Annotated in this window: 15 protein-coding genes and 4 pseudogenes; 14 read left to right on the top strand and 5 right to left on the bottom strand. The window is 67.5% G+C overall.

The window, feature by feature from the left end:
- The first annotated feature begins 16 nt into the window (after window positions 1-16).
- Entirely contained in the window at window positions 17-283 is a 267-nt protein-coding gene (locus AC0KS4_RS19800) for a hypothetical protein (RefSeq protein ID WP_238956738.1), read from the top strand.
- A 278-nt stretch (window positions 284-561) separates the two neighbouring features.
- Here the strand turns inward: AC0KS4_RS19800 and AC0KS4_RS19795 are convergent, their stop codons facing one another.
- Window positions 562-1,272 (bottom strand): GntR family transcriptional regulator, encoded by a 711-nt coding sequence (locus AC0KS4_RS19795; protein WP_225329327.1) that lies wholly within the window; start codon window positions 1,270-1,272, stop codon window positions 562-564.
- 145 nt (window positions 1,273-1,417) lie between these two features.
- Between AC0KS4_RS19795 and AC0KS4_RS19790 the strand changes: the two genes are divergently transcribed.
- The 7 genes and pseudogenes from AC0KS4_RS19790 (at window position 1,418) to AC0KS4_RS19760 (ending at window position 7,068) form a co-directional block, all read left to right on the top strand.
- A complete protein-coding gene (locus AC0KS4_RS19790) occupies window positions 1,418-2,437 on the top strand; it encodes a cupin domain-containing protein (RefSeq protein ID WP_238956737.1) in 1,020 nt (339 codons plus the stop codon).
- Between the two features lie 48 nt (window positions 2,438-2,485).
- Window positions 2,486-3,493: a VWA domain-containing protein gene (locus AC0KS4_RS19785; RefSeq protein ID WP_238956736.1), complete on the top strand. Its 1,008-nt coding sequence runs from the start codon at window positions 2,486-2,488 to the stop codon at window positions 3,491-3,493.
- Between the two features lie 425 nt (window positions 3,494-3,918).
- Window positions 3,919-4,072 (top strand): annotated as a pseudogene (locus AC0KS4_RS19780) (transposase); the annotation flags it as partial.
- Window positions 4,073-4,291 (top strand): annotated as a pseudogene (locus tag AC0KS4_RS19775) (pyridoxal-5'-phosphate-dependent protein subunit beta); the annotation flags it as partial.
- Window positions 4,288-5,592, top strand: a complete 1,305-nt coding sequence (locus AC0KS4_RS19770; RefSeq protein WP_238956735.1) for an MFS transporter — start codon at window positions 4,288-4,290, stop codon at window positions 5,590-5,592. The pseudogene AC0KS4_RS19775 and the gene AC0KS4_RS19770, both read left to right, overlap by 4 nt.
- Window positions 5,589-5,888: a PE family protein gene (locus AC0KS4_RS19765; RefSeq protein ID WP_238956734.1), complete on the top strand. Its 300-nt coding sequence runs from the start codon at window positions 5,589-5,591 to the stop codon at window positions 5,886-5,888. Before AC0KS4_RS19770 ends, AC0KS4_RS19765 begins: the two co-directional genes overlap by 4 nt.
- An 18-nt stretch (window positions 5,889-5,906) precedes the next feature.
- Window positions 5,907-7,068: pseudogene (locus tag AC0KS4_RS19760) on the top strand (PPE family protein).
- A gap of 168 nt (window positions 7,069-7,236) precedes the next feature.
- Here AC0KS4_RS19760 and AC0KS4_RS19755 read toward each other — a convergent pair.
- Window positions 7,237-7,602 carry a TFIIB-type zinc ribbon-containing protein gene (locus AC0KS4_RS19755; protein ID WP_186273491.1) on the bottom strand — a complete coding sequence of 122 codons (366 nt, stop codon included), beginning with the start codon at window positions 7,600-7,602 and terminating at the stop codon, window positions 7,237-7,239.
- A 46-nt stretch (window positions 7,603-7,648) separates the two neighbouring features.
- Entirely contained in the window at window positions 7,649-8,479 is an 831-nt protein-coding gene (locus AC0KS4_RS19750; RefSeq protein WP_238956733.1) for a hypothetical protein, read from the bottom strand.
- A gap of 438 nt (window positions 8,480-8,917) precedes the next feature.
- On the opposite strand from AC0KS4_RS19750, the gene AC0KS4_RS19745 reads away from it, so the two are divergent.
- Window positions 8,918-9,166 carry a tryptophanase gene (locus AC0KS4_RS19745; RefSeq protein WP_238956732.1) on the top strand — a complete coding sequence of 83 codons (249 nt, stop codon included), beginning with the start codon at window positions 8,918-8,920 and terminating at the stop codon, window positions 9,164-9,166.
- A 15-nt stretch (window positions 9,167-9,181) separates the two neighbouring features.
- Window positions 9,182-9,691 carry a putative copper homeostasis (lipo)protein LpqS gene (gene lpqS / locus AC0KS4_RS19740; RefSeq protein ID WP_472408526.1) on the top strand — a complete coding sequence of 170 codons (510 nt, stop codon included), beginning with the start codon at window positions 9,182-9,184 and terminating at the stop codon, window positions 9,689-9,691.
- Between the two features lie 4 nt (window positions 9,692-9,695).
- Here the strand turns inward: lpqS and AC0KS4_RS19735 are convergent, their stop codons facing one another.
- Window positions 9,696-9,917, bottom strand: coding sequence for a hypothetical protein (locus AC0KS4_RS19735; RefSeq protein ID WP_238956731.1), 222 nt, complete (start codon window positions 9,915-9,917; stop codon window positions 9,696-9,698).
- Window positions 9,918-10,148: 231 nt separating this feature from the next.
- Between AC0KS4_RS19735 and AC0KS4_RS19730 the strand changes: the two genes are divergently transcribed.
- The 4 genes and pseudogenes from AC0KS4_RS19730 (at window position 10,149) to AC0KS4_RS19715 (ending at window position 16,317) form a co-directional block, all read left to right on the top strand.
- On the top strand, window positions 10,149-13,982 hold the full coding sequence (locus AC0KS4_RS19730) for a Pls/PosA family non-ribosomal peptide synthetase (protein ID WP_238956730.1): 3,834 nt from the start codon (window positions 10,149-10,151) through the stop codon (window positions 13,980-13,982).
- A gap of 42 nt (window positions 13,983-14,024) precedes the next feature.
- Window positions 14,025-14,492 (top strand): relaxase domain-containing protein, encoded by a 468-nt coding sequence (locus tag AC0KS4_RS19725; protein WP_425326330.1) that lies wholly within the window; start codon window positions 14,025-14,027, stop codon window positions 14,490-14,492.
- Window positions 14,389-14,685, top strand: a complete 297-nt coding sequence (locus tag AC0KS4_RS19720; protein ID WP_472408550.1) for a hypothetical protein — start codon at window positions 14,389-14,391, stop codon at window positions 14,683-14,685. Before AC0KS4_RS19725 ends, AC0KS4_RS19720 begins: the two co-directional genes overlap by 104 nt.
- Before the next feature lie 643 nt (window positions 14,686-15,328).
- Window positions 15,329-16,317 (top strand): annotated as a pseudogene (locus AC0KS4_RS19715) (IS481 family transposase).
- Between the two features lie 93 nt (window positions 16,318-16,410).
- Here the strand turns inward: AC0KS4_RS19715 and AC0KS4_RS19710 are convergent.
- Window positions 16,411-17,394 carry a VWA domain-containing protein gene (locus AC0KS4_RS19710; RefSeq protein ID WP_238956727.1) on the bottom strand — a complete coding sequence of 328 codons (984 nt, stop codon included), beginning with the start codon at window positions 17,392-17,394 and terminating at the stop codon, window positions 16,411-16,413.
- Window positions 17,395-17,424: the final 30 nt, after the last annotated feature.

The raw sequence follows: 17,424 nt of genomic DNA, 5'->3' as shown, positions 1-17,424 counted from the left end.
CGCGGCGTTCTCAGATGTGCCCGGGCATCCCATCGACGGCTCGGCCGCCGGCGCCATCGGCGGTGGCTCCACCATCGGCGGCGGGGCCATGGGCGGCGGTTCTATCGGCGCCGCGGCCATGGGCTCCGGGGGCGGCGGGGCGATGGGCGGCGCCGGGGGCGGCGGGGCGATGGGCGGCGCCGGGGGCGGCGGGGCGTACGGGCCGCCCGCGCACACCGGGTCGCTGGGCATGCTGATGCAGCTCAAGTCCGCGGGGCCGGTGGGAGCGCCGCCCATGGCGTAGGGGCCGCCCTGGCACTGCGCCAGCCCCGGCATCCCCGCACACCGGGGGTCCGACGGATTGGTGGGAAAGCCGGGATCGGGATCGTCGAGCGGCGCGGCGGGCGTGCGCGCGAAGCCGGGCGCCGCGTTCGCCGGGATGGTCGCGCCCGTCGCGGCTGTCCCCATAACCGCTACGGCCACAAGCGTTTTCGTCATTGCGCCGCGAAACCTCGAAGCCGTCAACCAGGTCATCGTTCCCCCCGATATTTGCGGACCCGGGACGGTCCCCGAGTTGTTCGATCAGTCTGCTCCACCGCGGCCAAATCCGGTAGCCCATAAGGGATCCGGCTCGACGGACAGGCCGATGGCACGCACGGTGCCGGCCAGGTGGGTCTGGACCGCCCGCGCCGCTCGGGCCAGATCGCCGTCGCGCAGGGCTTCGGCGATACCCCGGTGTTCTTGCAGGATCGTGGCCACCCGATCGGGGTCGCGCAGCGTCGATTCGCCGATCATCCGCATCTGGCGGTCGCGCAGGGACGCGTAGAAGCCGGAGACGATGGCGTTGCCCGACTCCTGCAGCGTGATGGCGTGGAAGGCGCGGTCGGCCTCCACAAACTCCCGCCAGTCCGCGGCGGCGGCCGCGTCGCGTTGCCGGGCGAGCTCGCCGGACAGGCGCCCGAACATGGAGGCGCACGCGGCGGCGCCGCGCCCGATCACCTTGGCGGCGGCGAACCGCTCCAGCACCAGCCGCGCCTCCATCACGGCGCGCACCTCGTCGGGCGACACCGGAACCACCAGGGCCCCCCGCTGGGGATACAGGCGCAGCAACCCCTCGGCCTCCAGCCGCAAAAAGGCCTCGCGCACGGGGGTGCGCGACATTCCCAGCGCGGTGGCCACGTCGCCCTCGCTGATCAGCTCGCCGCCGGGGTACTCGCCGGTGAGCACCCGCGTCTTGACGTAGTCCAGCGCGCGGTCCTTGGCCGTCCCCGTCCGCTTGTTCCTTGCTGCCACGCCGTCGCCCCTTTGGTAGCTAAGTCGTGTCTCAACCGTCCGCATGACCGTACACCCAAGGCGTCTACCTGCTGTGTTTGACGCTTAGATACAAGATAAATACTATTCCGATACCAGACGTAGTTGAGCACCAAGGGAGACGGACATGCAACAGCTGGCGACGCCCAACCTGGACCCGACGGTGCCCGCGCCGATGGTCAACGTCGCCGAGTACGGGTTCGAAGGCCGGTTCGAAAAGTGGGCCGAGCAGGCCGAATACTTCGAGTACTCCCGGGCCGCCAACCCGATCGGCTCGGGGTTGACCCCGCGGGTGCCGATCAGGCGCTTCGGTCCCGAGCTCTACCTCGACGCGCCGACCGGCGTGATCCCGCTGGACCTGTCCGCCGAGCTGGGCGGCCCGGCCGGCGCGGCGACCAGCCCCGCGCTGCTGGCCAACTTCGTGCGCATCCGCGCGAACGAACAGATCGACACCCACCCCAACGCCACCTCGCAGCTGTATTACGTGCTCTACGGGCGGGGCTTCGCGGCGGTCAACGGCCGCCTGATCGAGTGGGAGAAGGGCGACTTCGTGACGCTGCCCGCCGGCGCGCGCTCGGTGTTCTACGCCGGCACCGACACGGCCATCTACTGGGTGCACGACGAGCCCCTGATGCGCTACCTCGGCGCCGACGCGATCCGGCCCCGGTTCCGCGCGACCAAGTTCCGCCGCGCCGACGCCGTGGCCAAGCTGACCGAGATCGCGTCGCGCTCCGGCGCCAACGAGAAGAGCCGCGTCAGCGTCCTACTGGCCAACGCCGAGCAGGAGCAGACCCTGACCATCACGCACGTGTTGTGGGCCATGTTCGGCGTGCTTCCGCCCCACCAGGTGCAGCGCCCGCACCGGCACCAGTCGGTCGCGCTGGACCTCATCCTGGATGCGCCCCCGGCCGGCTGCTACACGATGCTGGGCACGCGTCTCGACGAGCGCGGCGACATCGTCGATCCCATCCGGGTGGACTGGCAGGCCGGCTGCGCCTTCACCACCCCGCCCGGCATGTGGCACGCCCACTACAACGAGACCGACGAGCCCGCCCACCTGATCCCCGTCCAGGACGCCGGGCTGCAGACCCACCTGCGCAGCCTCGACATCAAGTTCACCCAGCGCCGCGATCTCGCCGCAGGGTGAGCCGGGGCGCGATGCGGCGCCCAGATTTGACGCATAGTGTGGCTCGACATGAAGGTGCCGCTGCTGGGCCCGGTGTCGCTGACTGGATTCCAGAACCCCTGGTTCTTCCTGGCGCTGCTGGCGGTGCTGCTGGTGATCGGCCTCTACGTCGTGCAGCAATTCGCGCGCCGTCGCCGGGTGCTGCGGTTCGCCAACATGGAGGTCCTCGAGCGCGTCGCCCCGTCGCGCCCGAGCCGGTGGCGGCACCTGCCGACCATCCTGCTGGCCGCGTCGCTGGTCCTGCTGACCACGGCGATGGCCGGGCCGACGTCTGACGTCCGGATCCCGCTCAACCGCGCGGTCGTGATGCTCGTCATCGACGTCTCGGAATCGATGGCCTCCAACGACGTTCCGCCCAACCGCCTGGCCGCGGCGAAGGAGGCCGGCAAGCAGTTCGCCGATCAGCTGACGCCCGCGATCAACCTGGGGCTGGTGGAATTCGCGGCGAACGCCACGCTGCTGGTCCCCCCGACGACTAACCGCGGCGCGGTGAAGTCGGGCATCGACAGCCTGCAGCCGGCCCCGAAAACCGCTACGGGAGAAGGCATTTTCACCGCGTTGCAGGCGATCGCGACGGTCGGTTCGGTGATGGGCGGTGGCGAAGGCCCGCCGCCGGCGCGGATCGTGCTGGAGTCCGACGGCGCCGAGAACGTGCCGCTGGACCCCAACGCCCCGCAGGGGGCGTTCACCGCGGCCCGGGCCGCCAAGGGCCAAGGCGTGCAGATATCGACGATCTCGTTCGGCACCCCGTACGGCACCGTCGATTACGAGGGCGCCACCATTCCCGTTCCGGTGGACGATCAGACCCTGCAGAAGATCTGCGAGATCACCGACGGTCAGGCGTTCCACGCCGACAGCCTGGACTCGCTGAGGAACGTGTACACGACGCTGCAGCGCCAAATCGGCTACGAAACCGTCAAGGGCGACGCGAGCCTGGCGTGGATGCTGCTCGGCGCCGTCGTGATGGCCGGCGCCGTGTTGGCCGGCCTGCTGCTGAACCGCAGGCTGCCCGCCTGACACCCCGGGCGGACGGACGTGTTGATCCTTGCGGGACCACTTCGTGGATGGGGTGACAGCACCGTCTGGATCTTGTGGACAACGCAGGTGAGCAGCGGCTTTGCTTAGGCGGCCCTTGACGGAGCGGACATCGTGTTGTTCGGTGAACCGTTCGGCAGTGGTGCCGCTCGCCGGTGGTGTGGGCGTTGAACTACCCCAGGTTTAGTTCCTACTCGGTTGCGAGGGCCGGGGTCGGCTGGCTCGCAGAGGTGTGAGGTGCCGGTGCCGGTGAGGGCGGCCTCGTACTCGGCGGGTGGAACGTAGCCGAGGGCTTCGTGCAGGCGTTCCTGGTTGTACCAGGCCACCTGGCCTGACCCCGATCGGTTGATCCGTAGCTTATGAGAGTCTTGCGGCCCAGGTTGTGGGCAGGAAGGCTCGACAAGATCATGGCGACGAGGAAACGGCACAGTCCAGAACAGGTTGTGCGCAAGCTGATGGCCGCTGACCGGCTGTTGGCCGAGGGTAAGGACACCGCGGCGGTCTGCCGCGAGCTCGGGGGTCTCCGAGGCTACCTATCACCGGTGGCGCAATCAGTTCGGCACCTTCCCGCAGGACACCCGCATCGCCGCGGTGTTTCCCGACGGACCCCAACGCTACTTCGACACCATCTACAACGACGACTACTGCCACCAACACCAGCTGCTGGACTGGCAACCCGTCGCCGAGCCCACCGTCATCACCGACCCCACCCAGCAGGTGGTGACCTCCTGGACTCGAACCAGCACCGTCGTCAACCCCGCACTAATCGCAGCCGCATGAGGAATATCCTCACCCGGTTTCGAGGCTTCGACCGGCCCAGCCAGGTCCTGATGCTCAACCAGTTCGGCATCAACATGGGTTTCTACATGCTGATGCCGTACCTGGCCGGGTACCTGGCTGGCCCGCTCGGGCTGGCCGCCTGGGCCGTCGGGCTGGTGCTAGGAGTGCGTAACTTCTCCCAGCAAGGCATGTTCATCGTGGGCGGCACCCTGGCCGACCGGCTGGGCTACAAGCCATTGATCGTGGCCGGATGCGTGCTACGCACCGGCGGATTCGCGCTGCTGGTGGTGGCTCACTCATTGCCGGCCGTGCTGATCGCCGCCGCGGCAACCGGTTTCGCCGGCGCCTTGTTCAACCCGGCGGTACGCGCCTATCTGGCCGCTGACGCCGGAGATCGCCGGGTGGACGCCTTCGCCATGTTCAACATCTTCTACCAAGCCGGAATCTTGCTGGGCCCGCTGGTCGGACTGACATTGATGGCCCTCGACTTTCGGGTCACCGCGGCGGCTGCGGCGGCGGTGTTCGCCGTGCTCACAGCGGCACAGCTGATGGCGCTGCCCCAAGACCATCACCAACTGGCTCCGCAGAAAACCTCGGTCCTGCACGACTGGCGGATCGTCGTGGGTAACCGGCCGTTCGTGTTGTTCGCGGCGGCGATGATCGGCTGCTACGTGCTGACCTTCCAGGTCTACCTGGCGCTGCCGTTACAAGCATCGATGCTTACCCCGCGGTACCAAACATGGCTAGTCGCAGCGATATTCGCAGTTTCTGGCCTGATCGCCGTCGCGGGCCAGCTACGCATCACCGGTTGGTTCGCCAGCAGGTGGGGCCCCCGGCGCAGCGTGGTCGTCGGACTGATCATCATCGCGGCCTCCTTCCTGCCCTTGACTGTTGTCCCCGATGGCCAGCGGTTCGGGACACCGGTTGCAGTAGCTGCGCTGCTGCTATCAGCGGGCCTGCTCGCGATCGGCTCCGCCGCGGTGTTCCCCTTCGAAATGGACACCGTGGTCACCCTGGCCGGAAACTGGCTCATCGGCACCCACTACGGGTTTTACAACACCATCGTCGGAGCCGGCATCCTCATCGGCAACCTTGCCACCGGGGCCGCTTTCGGTGCCGCACACCGGCTCGGCGCCGGCGGGCTGGTGTGGGCCGGCCTGGCGCTCATCGGCGGCATCGCCGCACTCACCTTGCACCACCTCGATCCCGCCCGCCGCGCCGGACCCGCGTTCTCCGATGCGTGGGTTGGGTCTTGTCCATCAGAAGAAGTCCAGGCGGAAACAGTGGGGAGCAGACCATGACGTTTGTGACTACCCAGCCGACGGCTTTGACGGCGGCGGCTGGCAACCTGCAGGGCATCGGCTCGGCGATGCGCGCCGAAAACGCCGCCGGGGCCGCCCCGACGACCGGGGTGGTGCCTGCCGCCGCCGATGAGGTGTCGGCGTTGACGGCGCTGCAGTTTGCCGCGCACGCGCAGATGTACCAAGCTGTCAGCGCCCAAGCTGCGGTGATCCACGAATTGGTCGCGAAAACCCTTGGCGTCAGCGCTGATTCGTATTCGGTCACCGAAGCCGCCAACGCGGTCGCAGCCGGCTAAACACTCCGAGGCGAAGTGATGGATTTCGCAGCTTTGCCACCCGAAATCAACTCGGCAAGGATCTATGCCGGTCCGGGCCCGGGGCCGATGCTGGCCGCAGCGGCGGCCTGGGCGGGACTCGCCGAGCAGCTATATTCGGAGGCTGCTTCGTATTCCTCGGTGGTTTCAGGGCTGACGAGCGGACCGTGGCTGGGTCCGGCGTCGGCGGCGATGGCCGCCGCGAGCGCCCCTTCGTGGCGTGGATGGACACCACTGCCGCCACGGCACAGCAGACGGCTTCGCAGGCCATGGCGGCCGCGGCCGCCTATGAGGCGGCGTTTGCGATGACGGTGCCGCCACCGGTCATTGCGGCCAACCGCAGCCTGTTGCTGTCGCTGATCGCGACCAACATCCTCGGGCAAAACACGCCCGCGATCGCGGCCACCGAAGCACAGTACGCCATGATGTGGGCCCAGGACGCCGCCGCCATGTACGGCTACGCCGCCGCCTCAGCGACCGCGTCGCTCTTGACCCCGTTCACCCCGCCGCAACCCACCACCAACCCGGCCGGCCTAGCCGGGCAAGGGGCTGCTGTCTCCCAAGCCACCGCCACCTCGGCCAGCACCGACGCGCAGGCGGTCCTGTCACAGGTGACCTCCACGGTGCCCACGGCTCTGCAGCAGCTCGCATCGCCGCTGTCGTCCACGTCCGAGTCGTCCACGGGGTCGCTGTCGTCGCTGAGTTCGACCCTAAGTTCGGTCAATCCGGCGTTATCCATGACAAGTTCGGTCGGCTGGATCTCCAGTGCGCTGCTCTCCAACGCCAACCAGCTGAAATCTCTGATGCCGGCCATCAACGCCGCCAGCACCACAACCTTGAAATGGGGGCTAGCGGGCGCGCTCGCTTCCGGCGCGCTGCGAACACCCGGCTCAGCAGGACTCGGCGGAGCGGCCCTGTCGGCGGGTATGGGCCGGGCGGCCACGGTCGGGACGCTGTCGGTGCCCCAAACCTGGGCCTCCGCGGCCCCGGCAATGAGCGCGGCCGCCGCGGCGCTGCCCAGCACCACCCTGGCCGCCGCTCCAGGAGCCACAGCGGGAGCTCCCGTAAGCATGCTCGGCGCGCCGCTGGCAACGTCGGCCAAATTGACCTTCGCTTCATGCCCCGCCTCAAAGTGGTACCGCCCTCGGCGACCCTCGGGTAATAAGCAGCGCAAATTTAGCGGCTGCCCTTTTCGTTCTAGACCAACAAGCGTCGCGTCACATGCCGCCAAGTCACCGCAACCAGGCAGCACATGAGGCCGTACACCGCGGACGGCGCCTAGTTATCACTAGGCGACCGGTTCGGGCCGGCTGGGCTGGCCTGTATGAATTCAGTCGAAGATGCGGCCAAGGAAGCCGTGCCGACCATAATGATCGTCGCCGTGGTAGCTGCCGTGGTGGCCTTCACCGTGGTGGCCTTCACCGTGGTGGCCTTCTCCGTATCGGCCGTAGTAGGGGTCGGGGGCAGGGTAGGGCGCCTGTGGGGCGTAGTTGGGTGACGGGTATGCGGCAGCCGGTGGCGTCGCCGACTGTTGTTGCTGGTAGTAGGCGGTCTCAGCGTCGATGAGTTGCTCCAACTCACCACGATCGAGGAAGACCCCCCGACACCCGGTACAGCGGTCGATTTCAATCCCCGACCGGCTGTAGGTGGTCATCTCCGACCCACAGCGCGGGCAAACCAATATCGTGTCGCTCATAAGACTTCCTTCGCGTTCGCGTTGTTCCCGATATAGCTGCCGACCACTAGTGCTGTCTGTAATGCCCGTACCCCCGACTTCCGTGGTGTTCGAAGCGCGGCGAGTATGGGTTGCCAGCACCCCAGCCGGCGGGCCGCGGTGCGTGTTGCCAGCCGGGCGGGCGGGTCCCGCCGCGCAACAGCCGCGGCCGGCTCATCAGTTGGCCCAGAGTGAAGCATCGGGTGACGGTGTCCCGAAGCACCGCCTCGGTAGCTTCGTGGTCGCGAGCGCCCAACGATCCCATGGCGGTCACGGGCGTCGCGTCCAGCTGCACCTGCAGTTGTGCGACCAGGCCGCGTAGCTGATTTAGCAGCGTGTCGGCGCCGGCCACGGACCGCTCGAAGTCGGCGGCGGCCAGCTGCAAGCGGTCGAACATGGTCGAGGCGGCACTGTGCATTGCGACCAGATGCGAGGTCGGGCAGGGTTCCACCCGCACCCACCCAGGGAAGTCGGCTGGTAGCGGTGTCTCGGCGGCGACGTCGTAGCCCGGGTCGGTGCTCGCCCGGCGTGCCCGGCCAATCCACGTCGGCACTTCGTTAGCCAGCAACCGGATCTGCTCACTTGTCACCTGCGTGATAAACCCGGCCCTATGAAGCGACCCGGGCTGTTCCTCGGCCTCGACGAACGCCTCGGCCAACGACTGCAGAGCGTAAGCCACCCAGGCGCACAACAGCTGGCCGCTCTCCGCGGGTGACATTGTCGTGGGGGTCAAACCGGCGCTGATGAGTTCGGTCCGCAACCGGTCGGCGGCAAGGATGTCCTCGTAGGCTCCGCCACCGCCCTGTAACAGGGTACGCACCTCTTCGACGGGGACATCGCCGCGCGCTGCAGCCAACATCCGCCCCACCATTGACCACCTCCGGGGCCTCATTCTTCCCACCCTACTGGCCAGCAATGCGGGTACTACTAGGAGCCAAAATTCAGGGCTGATCTCATCGAGCCCTGGGCGTGCATTGAAGCCGCGACTAGAGCATTAAGCCGGGGCGACACCGAGGGTTAGCGTATACCGGCCCAGGGTATGTTACCTCTGTGTCTGTTTTCCAGGTTCTGCGTCGCTTTCCGCGGGGCGCTTGGTGACTGGCCATCATGCGCTGGCTGGGGGCCACGAGTTGGAGTTACGAGTTGGACAGAGTCGGCAGTCAGCGCCTCGGCTATTTCGCGTATCCGCGCCCAGCGAGGCTGTGGCTGGGGCGGCCCGCAGGAACGTGGGAACTTCAGGCACACGACTCCTCTATCGCGACGGCTTCAGAACTGATTAATGGACTCAGACTCGAGTGTGGCGTGGCTGCTTGCCGATGTGGCAAACCCCTGTCTCACCGAAGATGAACGCAGCATGGTTTTCATCGAATTGGGTTGCGGCGAGAATCATCGTGCAATTGAACGCATCCTCGCCGTTGTAGTACAAAACCGCTTACCGCTGCCGGCAGCGCTACTGGATATGCTCACTAACTGGCTGCACCAATACGCCGGTAGCCCCGAAGAGCCGCGGCTGCGCGCCCTGGTTGCAGACATTCAACCTATGTAGGCGATGTAGGCGCAAATGCCCGCTCATCGCAGCAGACCGAAGGATACGGTACCCTATAGGGGTATGGGGCCTATGCGGAGGCGAGTGAAAGCCGCACGCGTCGCCGCCGTCGGGCGGCCGCGGTGGCGTTTTGTCGCCGCGATGGGGGCCATTGCGGCGGCGGTTGCGGTGTGGGTGCTCGTTTTCGGTGGGCACTCCCATTTGCGGTCGCAGCTTCCTGCCTCTCTCCCAGCGCACACCATGGTTAGCTCGCTGGGCAGTGAATTCACGGTCACCGCCGATCATTTGCACCTGTTCAACGCGTCACCACCGGCGGTACACCACTATGAGGCGTTCGTCGCTGGGGTGTTGGCGGACGGGCCCGGCGCTGCGGTGGCTGCTTTAGGTGTTGTGGCGGCGGCGGTGGCCGTTGTGAGTTTGTTGTGGCAGCAAGCCATGGTGGCGGGGCGCGGCCCGCCACGTGGGCTTCCTGCTGCGTTGACCGGTCAAGATCTCTTGACGCGGTTCTGTCTTTCTCGTCGCTGATTGGTCAGCGCCAGGCCGTTTGTGCGGTGTCACGGAACGGCCGGTGGCCGCTGTTCCTGTCGATGGCCGCGCCGTGCGGCCACACGCTAGAAAGCGACGATTCCATGAACAACCCCATCTGGCCTTTGACGTCTTTGACGAGCAGTGGGCCGCGGTATTCGCGGCCGTTGACCCTTGTCCATGGGCAGTAATGGGATTGCTTGCGCAATTCCACAGCCTCGATCACCCGAGCTCAAAAATGTCCTTGTTCAACCAGTGTCAACCCCGTCTCCTCAATGATGATCACGTACCTGGCCGGGTACCTGGCTGGCCCGCTCGGGCATGCGCAGTGGAACCTTGCCGCCGCGGTGAACCGTGCTGTGGCGATGATCGGGTCGCGGTAACGACGACGGATGCTGTAAGCCGGGCGAACCCCCGGCTAAACCTGTCATCGTTTGCTCCCGAGCCGCGCACCCTCGTGGAGATCCTCGAAGAAACCGCGGCCCGCTATCCCGACGCACACGCCCTCGACGACGGCACGGTCACGCTGACCTACCGCGAGCTGATCGCCGATATAGACGACAAGATGGCCGAGCTAGCAGCCGCCGGGATCGGTCGCGGCGACCGCATCGGAATACGCATGCCCTCGGGCAGCAACGCTGTATATGTCGCGATTTTGGCGACGATGGCCGCCGGCGCGACATATGTGCCGGTGGATGCCGAGGATCCCGACCAGCGAGCCGACCTGGTTTTTCATGAGGCGCAGGTAACGGCGGTGATCACTGAGCAGGGGCTGCTGGGTGGTCCCGGCTCTTCGCTAGGACGACAGCCGTCCGCGCCACGGGCCGGCGACGATGCCTGGATCATCTTCACCTCCGGCTCGACCGGGACCCCAAAAGGTGTTGCCGTCACTCATCGCAGCGCAGCGGCATTCGTTGACGCAGAAGCGCAAATATATGTGCAGCACAACCCAATTGGCCCCGGCGACCGGGTGCTGGCGGGATTGTCGGTGGCGTTCGACGCCTCTTGTGAAGAGATGTGGCTGGCGTGGCGAAACGGCGCGTGCCTGGTGCCGGCGCCACGATCGCTGGTGCGCAGCGGCAGGGATTTGGGGCCCTGGCTGATAGCCCGCGGCATCACCGTGGTGTCTACGGTGCCGACACTGGCCGCGCTGTGGTCGACCGAAACTTTGGCGGCGGTCCGGCTGCTGATTGTGGGCGGCGAGGCCTGTCCGCCCGAGCTGGCCGAACGGCTGGCGGTAGAGGGCAGAGAAGTTTGGAACACCTACGGCCCTACCGAAGCCACGGTGGTGTCGTGTGCGGCCAGGCTGACCGGCAGCGGTCCGGTGCGCATCGGGCTGCCGCTGCCCGGCTGGGACCTGGCGGTCATCGACCGCCAGGGCCAACCGGTGCCGGACGGTCAGGTCGGTGAACTGGTGATCGCAGGCGTCGGGTTAGGGCGCTACCTCGATCCGCAGATGGACGCCAACAGATACGCACCGCTGCCCAGTCTGGGCTGGCGCCGCGCCTACCGCAGCGGCGACCTGGTGCGGCGAGAGCCCGAGGGGCTGATCTTCGTCGGCCGTGCCGATAACCAGGTCAAGGTCGGGGGTCGGCGCATCGAGCTGGGCGAGGTGGATTCCGCGCTGGTAAATCTGCCGGGCGTCAGCGTTGCAGCGGCCGCGGTGCGCCGCACAGCCAGCGGCGCACCACTGCTGGTCGGCTACCTCGTGAGCACCGACGCATCGTTTGATCTAGCGGCCGCACGCACAGCGCTGCGCCAAAAGCTGCCCGCCGCATTGGTGCCGCGACTGGTGCTGGTCGACCAGTTACCCACCCGCGCCTCGGGCAAGCTCGACCGGGACGCGTTGCCGTGGCCGGTTGCCGAAACAGCGGGCCCATCGCCGAACCTGGGCGGCACGATGGGCTGGCTGGCCGGCCTGTGGCATCACGTCTTGGGCGCTGCCGTCGACGGCCCGGACACCGACTTCTTCGCCCTTGGTGGTGAATCACTGTCGGCGGCTCAACTGGTGGATGCGCTGCGTCAGCGATATCCGCAAGTCACAATAGCCCAGCTCTACGACCATCCCCGGCTGTCGTCTTTGGCCGGTTTTCTCGACGAGCTCGATCCGCCGGTGCGCGTCGCGCCGCGGGTGGTGCGCCCGACACCGCGATTAACACAGGCCACGCAGGTCTTGCTGTCGCTACCGCTGGCGACACTGACCGGCATGCAATGGGTGACGTGGCTGGCGCTGGCCAGCAATGTTGCCGCGCAGCTGCGTCTGCTGCCATGGCTGGTGACAGTCGACTGGTGGTGGATCATCGCCGGATTTCTGGTGTTCATTACCCCACCGGGGCGCATAGCCATCGCGGTCCTTGCCGCCCGGCTGCTGCTATCCCGTGTGCAGCCGGGCACCTACCGGCGCGGGGGATCTGAACACCTGCGGGTGTGGTTCGTCGAACGCCTCGTGGAGGCCAACATGGTGGAAAACTTGGTCGGCACGCCATGGTTGACGTACTACGCCCGCGCGCTGGGCAACAAGGTCGGCAAGGGCGTGGACCTGCACGCCATGCCGCCGGTGAGCGGGATGCTGACCCTGGGCCACCACAGTGCCATCGAGCCCGAGGTCGATCTGTGCGGGCATTGGGTCGACGGCGACCTGTTCCACATCGGCCCGATCTCGATCGGCAACGACGCGATCGTCGGCGCGCGGACCTCCTTGCTGCCCGGCGCCTCAGTGGGCGACAACGCCCAGATTGCCCCCGGTTCCAGCGTCGTCGGCACAGTGAACAACGGCCAGTATTGGAAGGGCTCACCGGCGGTGATGTCCGGTGCGGCCCGCCAGTGGCCGCCGCACCGCCCGCCACGCGCGCCGCTGTGGGTGGCGGTGTTCGCGCTGACGCCGGCGCTGCTCGGCGCATTGCCGCTGCTGGCTGACTTCACGGGGCTGGCGGTGCTGACCTGGGGGGTGCGTAGCAGCCGCACGCTGCTCGACGCGGTCGCCCCGACCGTGGCCTGGACGCCGGTGGCCGTGTCCGCGACGCTGACGGTGTATGCGGCGCTGACAGTGTTAAGCGTGCGGATGCTGTCGCTGGGGTTGCGTGAGAGCTACCACCCCGTGCACAGCCGGGACGGGTGGCAGCTATGGACCACCGGGCGATTAATGGCCGCCGCGCGCACTCACCTGTTCCCGCTGTATGCCAGCCTGCTCACGCCCTGGTGGTTACGGCTGCTCGGTACCCAGGTGGGGCGCGGCACCGAAATCTCCACGGCCCTGCTCATACCAAAGTTCACCGTCGTCGCCGACGGCGCCTTCCTGGCCGACGACGTCATGGTGGCGTCCTATGAACTGGGCGGCGGATGGATCCAGGCGGCCACCGCCACCATCGGCAACCGCGCGTTCCTCGGCAACTCCAGCATCACTCAGCCGGGCCGCCGGGTGCCCGACGACGCGCTGGTCGCGGTGCTGTCGCTGGCCCCGGATAAGGCCACGACCGGGTCGTCGTGGCTGGGTAGCCCGCCGGTGGCGCTGCGCCGTCGGGCCACCGAGGCGGATGCGGGCCGCACCTACCACCCGTCGCGGCAGCTGATATCGATGCGGGCCGTCGTCGAAACCTGTCGGCTGATTCCCTTGATGGTGACCTTCGCCATCGGAGTCGCCGTCGTGGACGCATTGCAGTGGCTGGCAAGCGAATTCGGCTACGGGTGGGCGGCACTGGGCAGCGGTGTCGTACTGCTGGCGGCCGGCGCAATTGCCGGTATCGCCGCGGTGGCAGCCAAATGGCTGTTGGTCGGCCGCATCCGGGTGATCGAGCGCCCGCTGTGGTCGTCGTTCGTGTGGCGCAACGAGGTGGCCGAGGTCTTCATCGAAACCGTGGCCGCACCCTGGTTCACGCGAACCGCCCGCGGCACGCCGATGCTCAACCTTTGGTTACGTGCGCTGGGCGCCTCCATCGGCCGGGGCGTCTGGTGCGAAACGCACTGGCTGCCCGAGGCCGACCTGGTGACACTGGGCGCAGGCGCCACCGTCAACCGCGGCTCTGTAGTACAGACCCATCTGTTCCACGACAGGATCATGCGCACCGGCACCGTCGTCCTGGAACCGGGAGCCACGCTGGGCCGATACAGTGTGGCGCTGCCAGCGGCCCGGCTGGGTGCCGCCGTCACCGTTGGACCGGCATCGCTGGTCATGCGCGGCGACTACCTGCCATCATCGACCCGCTGGCAGGGAAACCCCGTCGCCCCGTGGACCCCCCACCAGACACACCCCCACCGGGCGCCCGGCAGCCAAACCGAGAAGATCGCCGCATAAGAACGTTTCGGACCGCGCGAGTCCGGTACGCGCCCGCCAGCGGTGGACGGTATTTCATGCCTGCGCCACCATCTGCTGCAGTCGGTGGGGTTGGAGTGGGGTCCGATCGACCCCCATACCGGGATGGCGGAAGTCGCCGGCGTGCACCGCAACACAATCACGGCCTGGTCGCAACGCGCCACCCAACTACGGGAGTGGGCAAGAGCAGAATCTGGTCGTCGACGACGAGGCTGGCGCGACGGCGGCGCAGTTGGCGGCCCCGCAGCAAGCGATACGGCCGCCCAAGCCCGAGCACCTGTCGCGGGCGAGTTAAAACAGTTGTGGGCCAACGACCAACGGGGTTTTGTCGTCGAGGACGCAGCCCAGCTGGCGGCGCGGCGAGTCCGCACATCGACGCGGGTTCGACGTGCACGCCTTGGTCCGCGACGCCGCCACCGGCATCGACAAAGCTGCGTTTACGCGCGCCGATCTGGTGGAAGCGATCGGCGCCCGGATGCCGCCGTCGATTGAAGGCGCCGCGTCCAAGATCGACGGAAACGCGATCCCTCCGCGGTATCTGATCGAGGGTATCGCCGAGCGCATCGGTATGGAATGGCGAGCTTTGAAAAGCGCTGAGGAAACGGATGGCGTGTGGCGAGCAGGTGGCGCTGCGCGGCACGCCGGGTCGCAACCACCACAGATGCGGTCGAGTGTTCCGGCTTGACCGGCCTCCGATGGGTAGCGCCGGGGTGGTCGTGGCGCACGGCTGGCGTGTGGTGGCGGACATCCATGGGTGCGTGCGTTGGATGGCTAGCGGCGCGGGGTCCGGGCGCCGTCGATGGCGGTGTCGAGGGCGGCGGTTTCGGCGGCCGCGGGTGCAGTGCGCCGCCGCGCGCTGTGTTGGGCCAGGCGCGCGAATTCCCAGGCGGGCCAGGCATGCCCGGAACCCTCCAGGGCGGCTCTCGCCTCGGCACGTGCGCGGGCATGCTCACTACGGTCGACGGCACGCTCCACGCGGTAGGCGCGAACGGCGGCGAGGTGTTCGGCTTCGCGGGCGATGTCGTCGGCGGCGGGACGCTTTCGAGGCGGTCGGTGCCGTGCCAGGCCAAGATCGCGCTCAGTAGCCTGATCGGCTTGTGTGGGGTGTCGGGATCCAGTGGCCCACGCCGAGCCAGTCGCTGATGAGTTGCTTCACATCGCGCGGTGGCCAGCCGTGGCGCGCGGGCCCGGCCAGGATGGCCGCCCAAGCGGTGGGACTAGGTGTACTGACCACGGACGTTGGTGACGGCGTGGCGTGGTGACATAACGAAGACCTCCGAGTGAAGTGCGAGCTGTCTAGGAACGCACTCGTCACGTCGGAGGTCTTCGTGTCCCACCGTAATGCCCCTTTGTCTGAAACCGGCCGTCTGCGCCTGGCTCGTTGTGTAGTCGATGATGGTTGGCCGCTGCGGCGAGCTGCCGAACGCTTCCAGGTCTCGGTGACCACAGCGGCGCACTGGGCGGGCCGCTACCGCGAGCTTGGTGATGCGGGGATGGTCGACCGCAGTTCACGACCGCATTGCAGTCCACATCGGACGCCTAAGCGGACTGAGCGGCGCATCATCAAAGTCCGGGTCATCCGCCGCTGGGGCCCGGCCCGCATCGGCTACCTACTGGGTTTGCACCCCTCCACGGTGCATCGGGTGCTCGCCCGCTACGGGCTGGCCAAACTGCGTTGGCTGGACCGTCCCACCGGGCGGGTCGTGCGCCGTATGGAATCGGCCCGACCCGGCGACCTGGTCCATGTCGATGTCAAAAAGTTGGGCAAGATCCCTGCCGGCGGTGGCTGGCGCTTGCTGGGGCGAAGCACAGGCAGACGCCATTCGCGCGCCGACAAAAGCAGCGGGAGATCAGCTAAGGACCGCGACGGACGGCGGGGTTACCACTTCGTGCACACCGCCATCGACGCGCACTCGCGACTGGCCTACAGCGAACTACTCGCCGATGAAGGAAAGCAGACTGCGGCTGAGTTCTGGTCGCGAGCCAACGCCTGGTTCCAAATGTGCGGCATCACGGTTCGAAAAGTGTTGACCGACAACGGGTCCTGCTATCGCTCCCACACATTTCGTGAGGCACTCGCTGGCATCGAGCATCGCCGGACCCGGCCATACCGGCCCCAGACCAACGGCAAGGTGGAGCGTTTTCACCGGACCCTGGCCGACGAAGGGCCTACGCCCGGCTCTATATCAGCGACACAGAACGTTGCGAGGAATTCCTCCGATGGCTACACACCTACAATCACCACCGCAGCCACACAGCACTCGGCGGCCAACCGCCCGCCACCCGCATACCTAACCTCTCAGGTCAGTACAACTAGGCCGGTGACACCTGGGGGCCTGCGGGTCGGCGAGCCATGCCTTGGCCAGCGCCGGTACGGCGGCGGTCGCGGGTAGTAACCACGTCCTGGGCGCTAGGTGGGCAGGCGCCGGTTGATCAGCAGCGCCAGCGCCGTCGCGATGAGGGCCGTCAGCACCCCGAGGCGCAGCCAGCCGGAGCTGCCCGGCCCCGGCACCGTGCGGTAGCCGATCTCGTTCTCGATCGCGTTGTAGCTCTTGTTGAGCTCGCCGATGTTGGTGGCGGTGTAGGGCTGCCCGCCCGAAAGCCGGGCGATCGTCTTCATCTGGTCGGTCGACACCGGGACCGCGACGCGCTGCCCGTCCATCTCGATCTCGCCGCCCTTGGTGCCGAATGAGATCGTCGAGATGGGCACGCCCTCGTCCTTGGCCAGGCGCGCCGCGGTGTAGACGCCGTCGTGCGGATCGCTGGGGTTGGAAGGCTTGTTCTCGCGGCCGTCGGAGAGCAGCACGATACGGGCCGGCGGCGGATTGTCGCCGCCGGTGACCGCCGTGGCGCCGATCGCGTGCAGGGCGGTGAAGATGGCTTGGCCGGTGGCCGTGCTGTCGGCGAAGTCCAGCTTCTTCAGCGCGTCGATGGTCGCCTGGTGTTGCGGGGTGGGCGGCACCAGCAAATAGGGTGTGCCGGCGAAGCCGACCAGCCCGAGGTTGATGCCCGGCGTCAGCTGGCTGGCGAACTGGCTGGCCGCCTGTTCGGCTGCCTTGAGCCGGTTGGGTTCGACGTCGGTCGCCCGCATGGACTGCGACATGTCGATGACGAGCATGATGACGGCGCGGTTGCGCGGGATGCGCATGTCGTGGGTGGGGGTGGCCAGCGCGATGGTCAACAACGCCAGGCAGAGCAGCGACGCGGCGATCGGCAGGTGCCGCCACGGCGACTGCGCCACGGGGGCGTCGGTGTAGCGGTGCAGCCGTCGGTTGCGACGAGCCTGGACCATGACGTAGATGGCCAGCAGGGCCAGGGGCACCAAACCGAACAGCAACATGCCCGGGCGTTGGAACCCGTAGAGCGGCAGCGGGCCGATTCCGGGAAGCGACACGTCACTCAACCTTCCCGTCTCCTGATGCTG

It is taken from the genome of Mycobacterium sp. NTMscope_MAC_12 (genome assembly GCF_976985675.1).
Note: the sequence above shows the minus strand (reverse complement) of the source record. Positions and strands in the feature narration are given on the sequence as shown.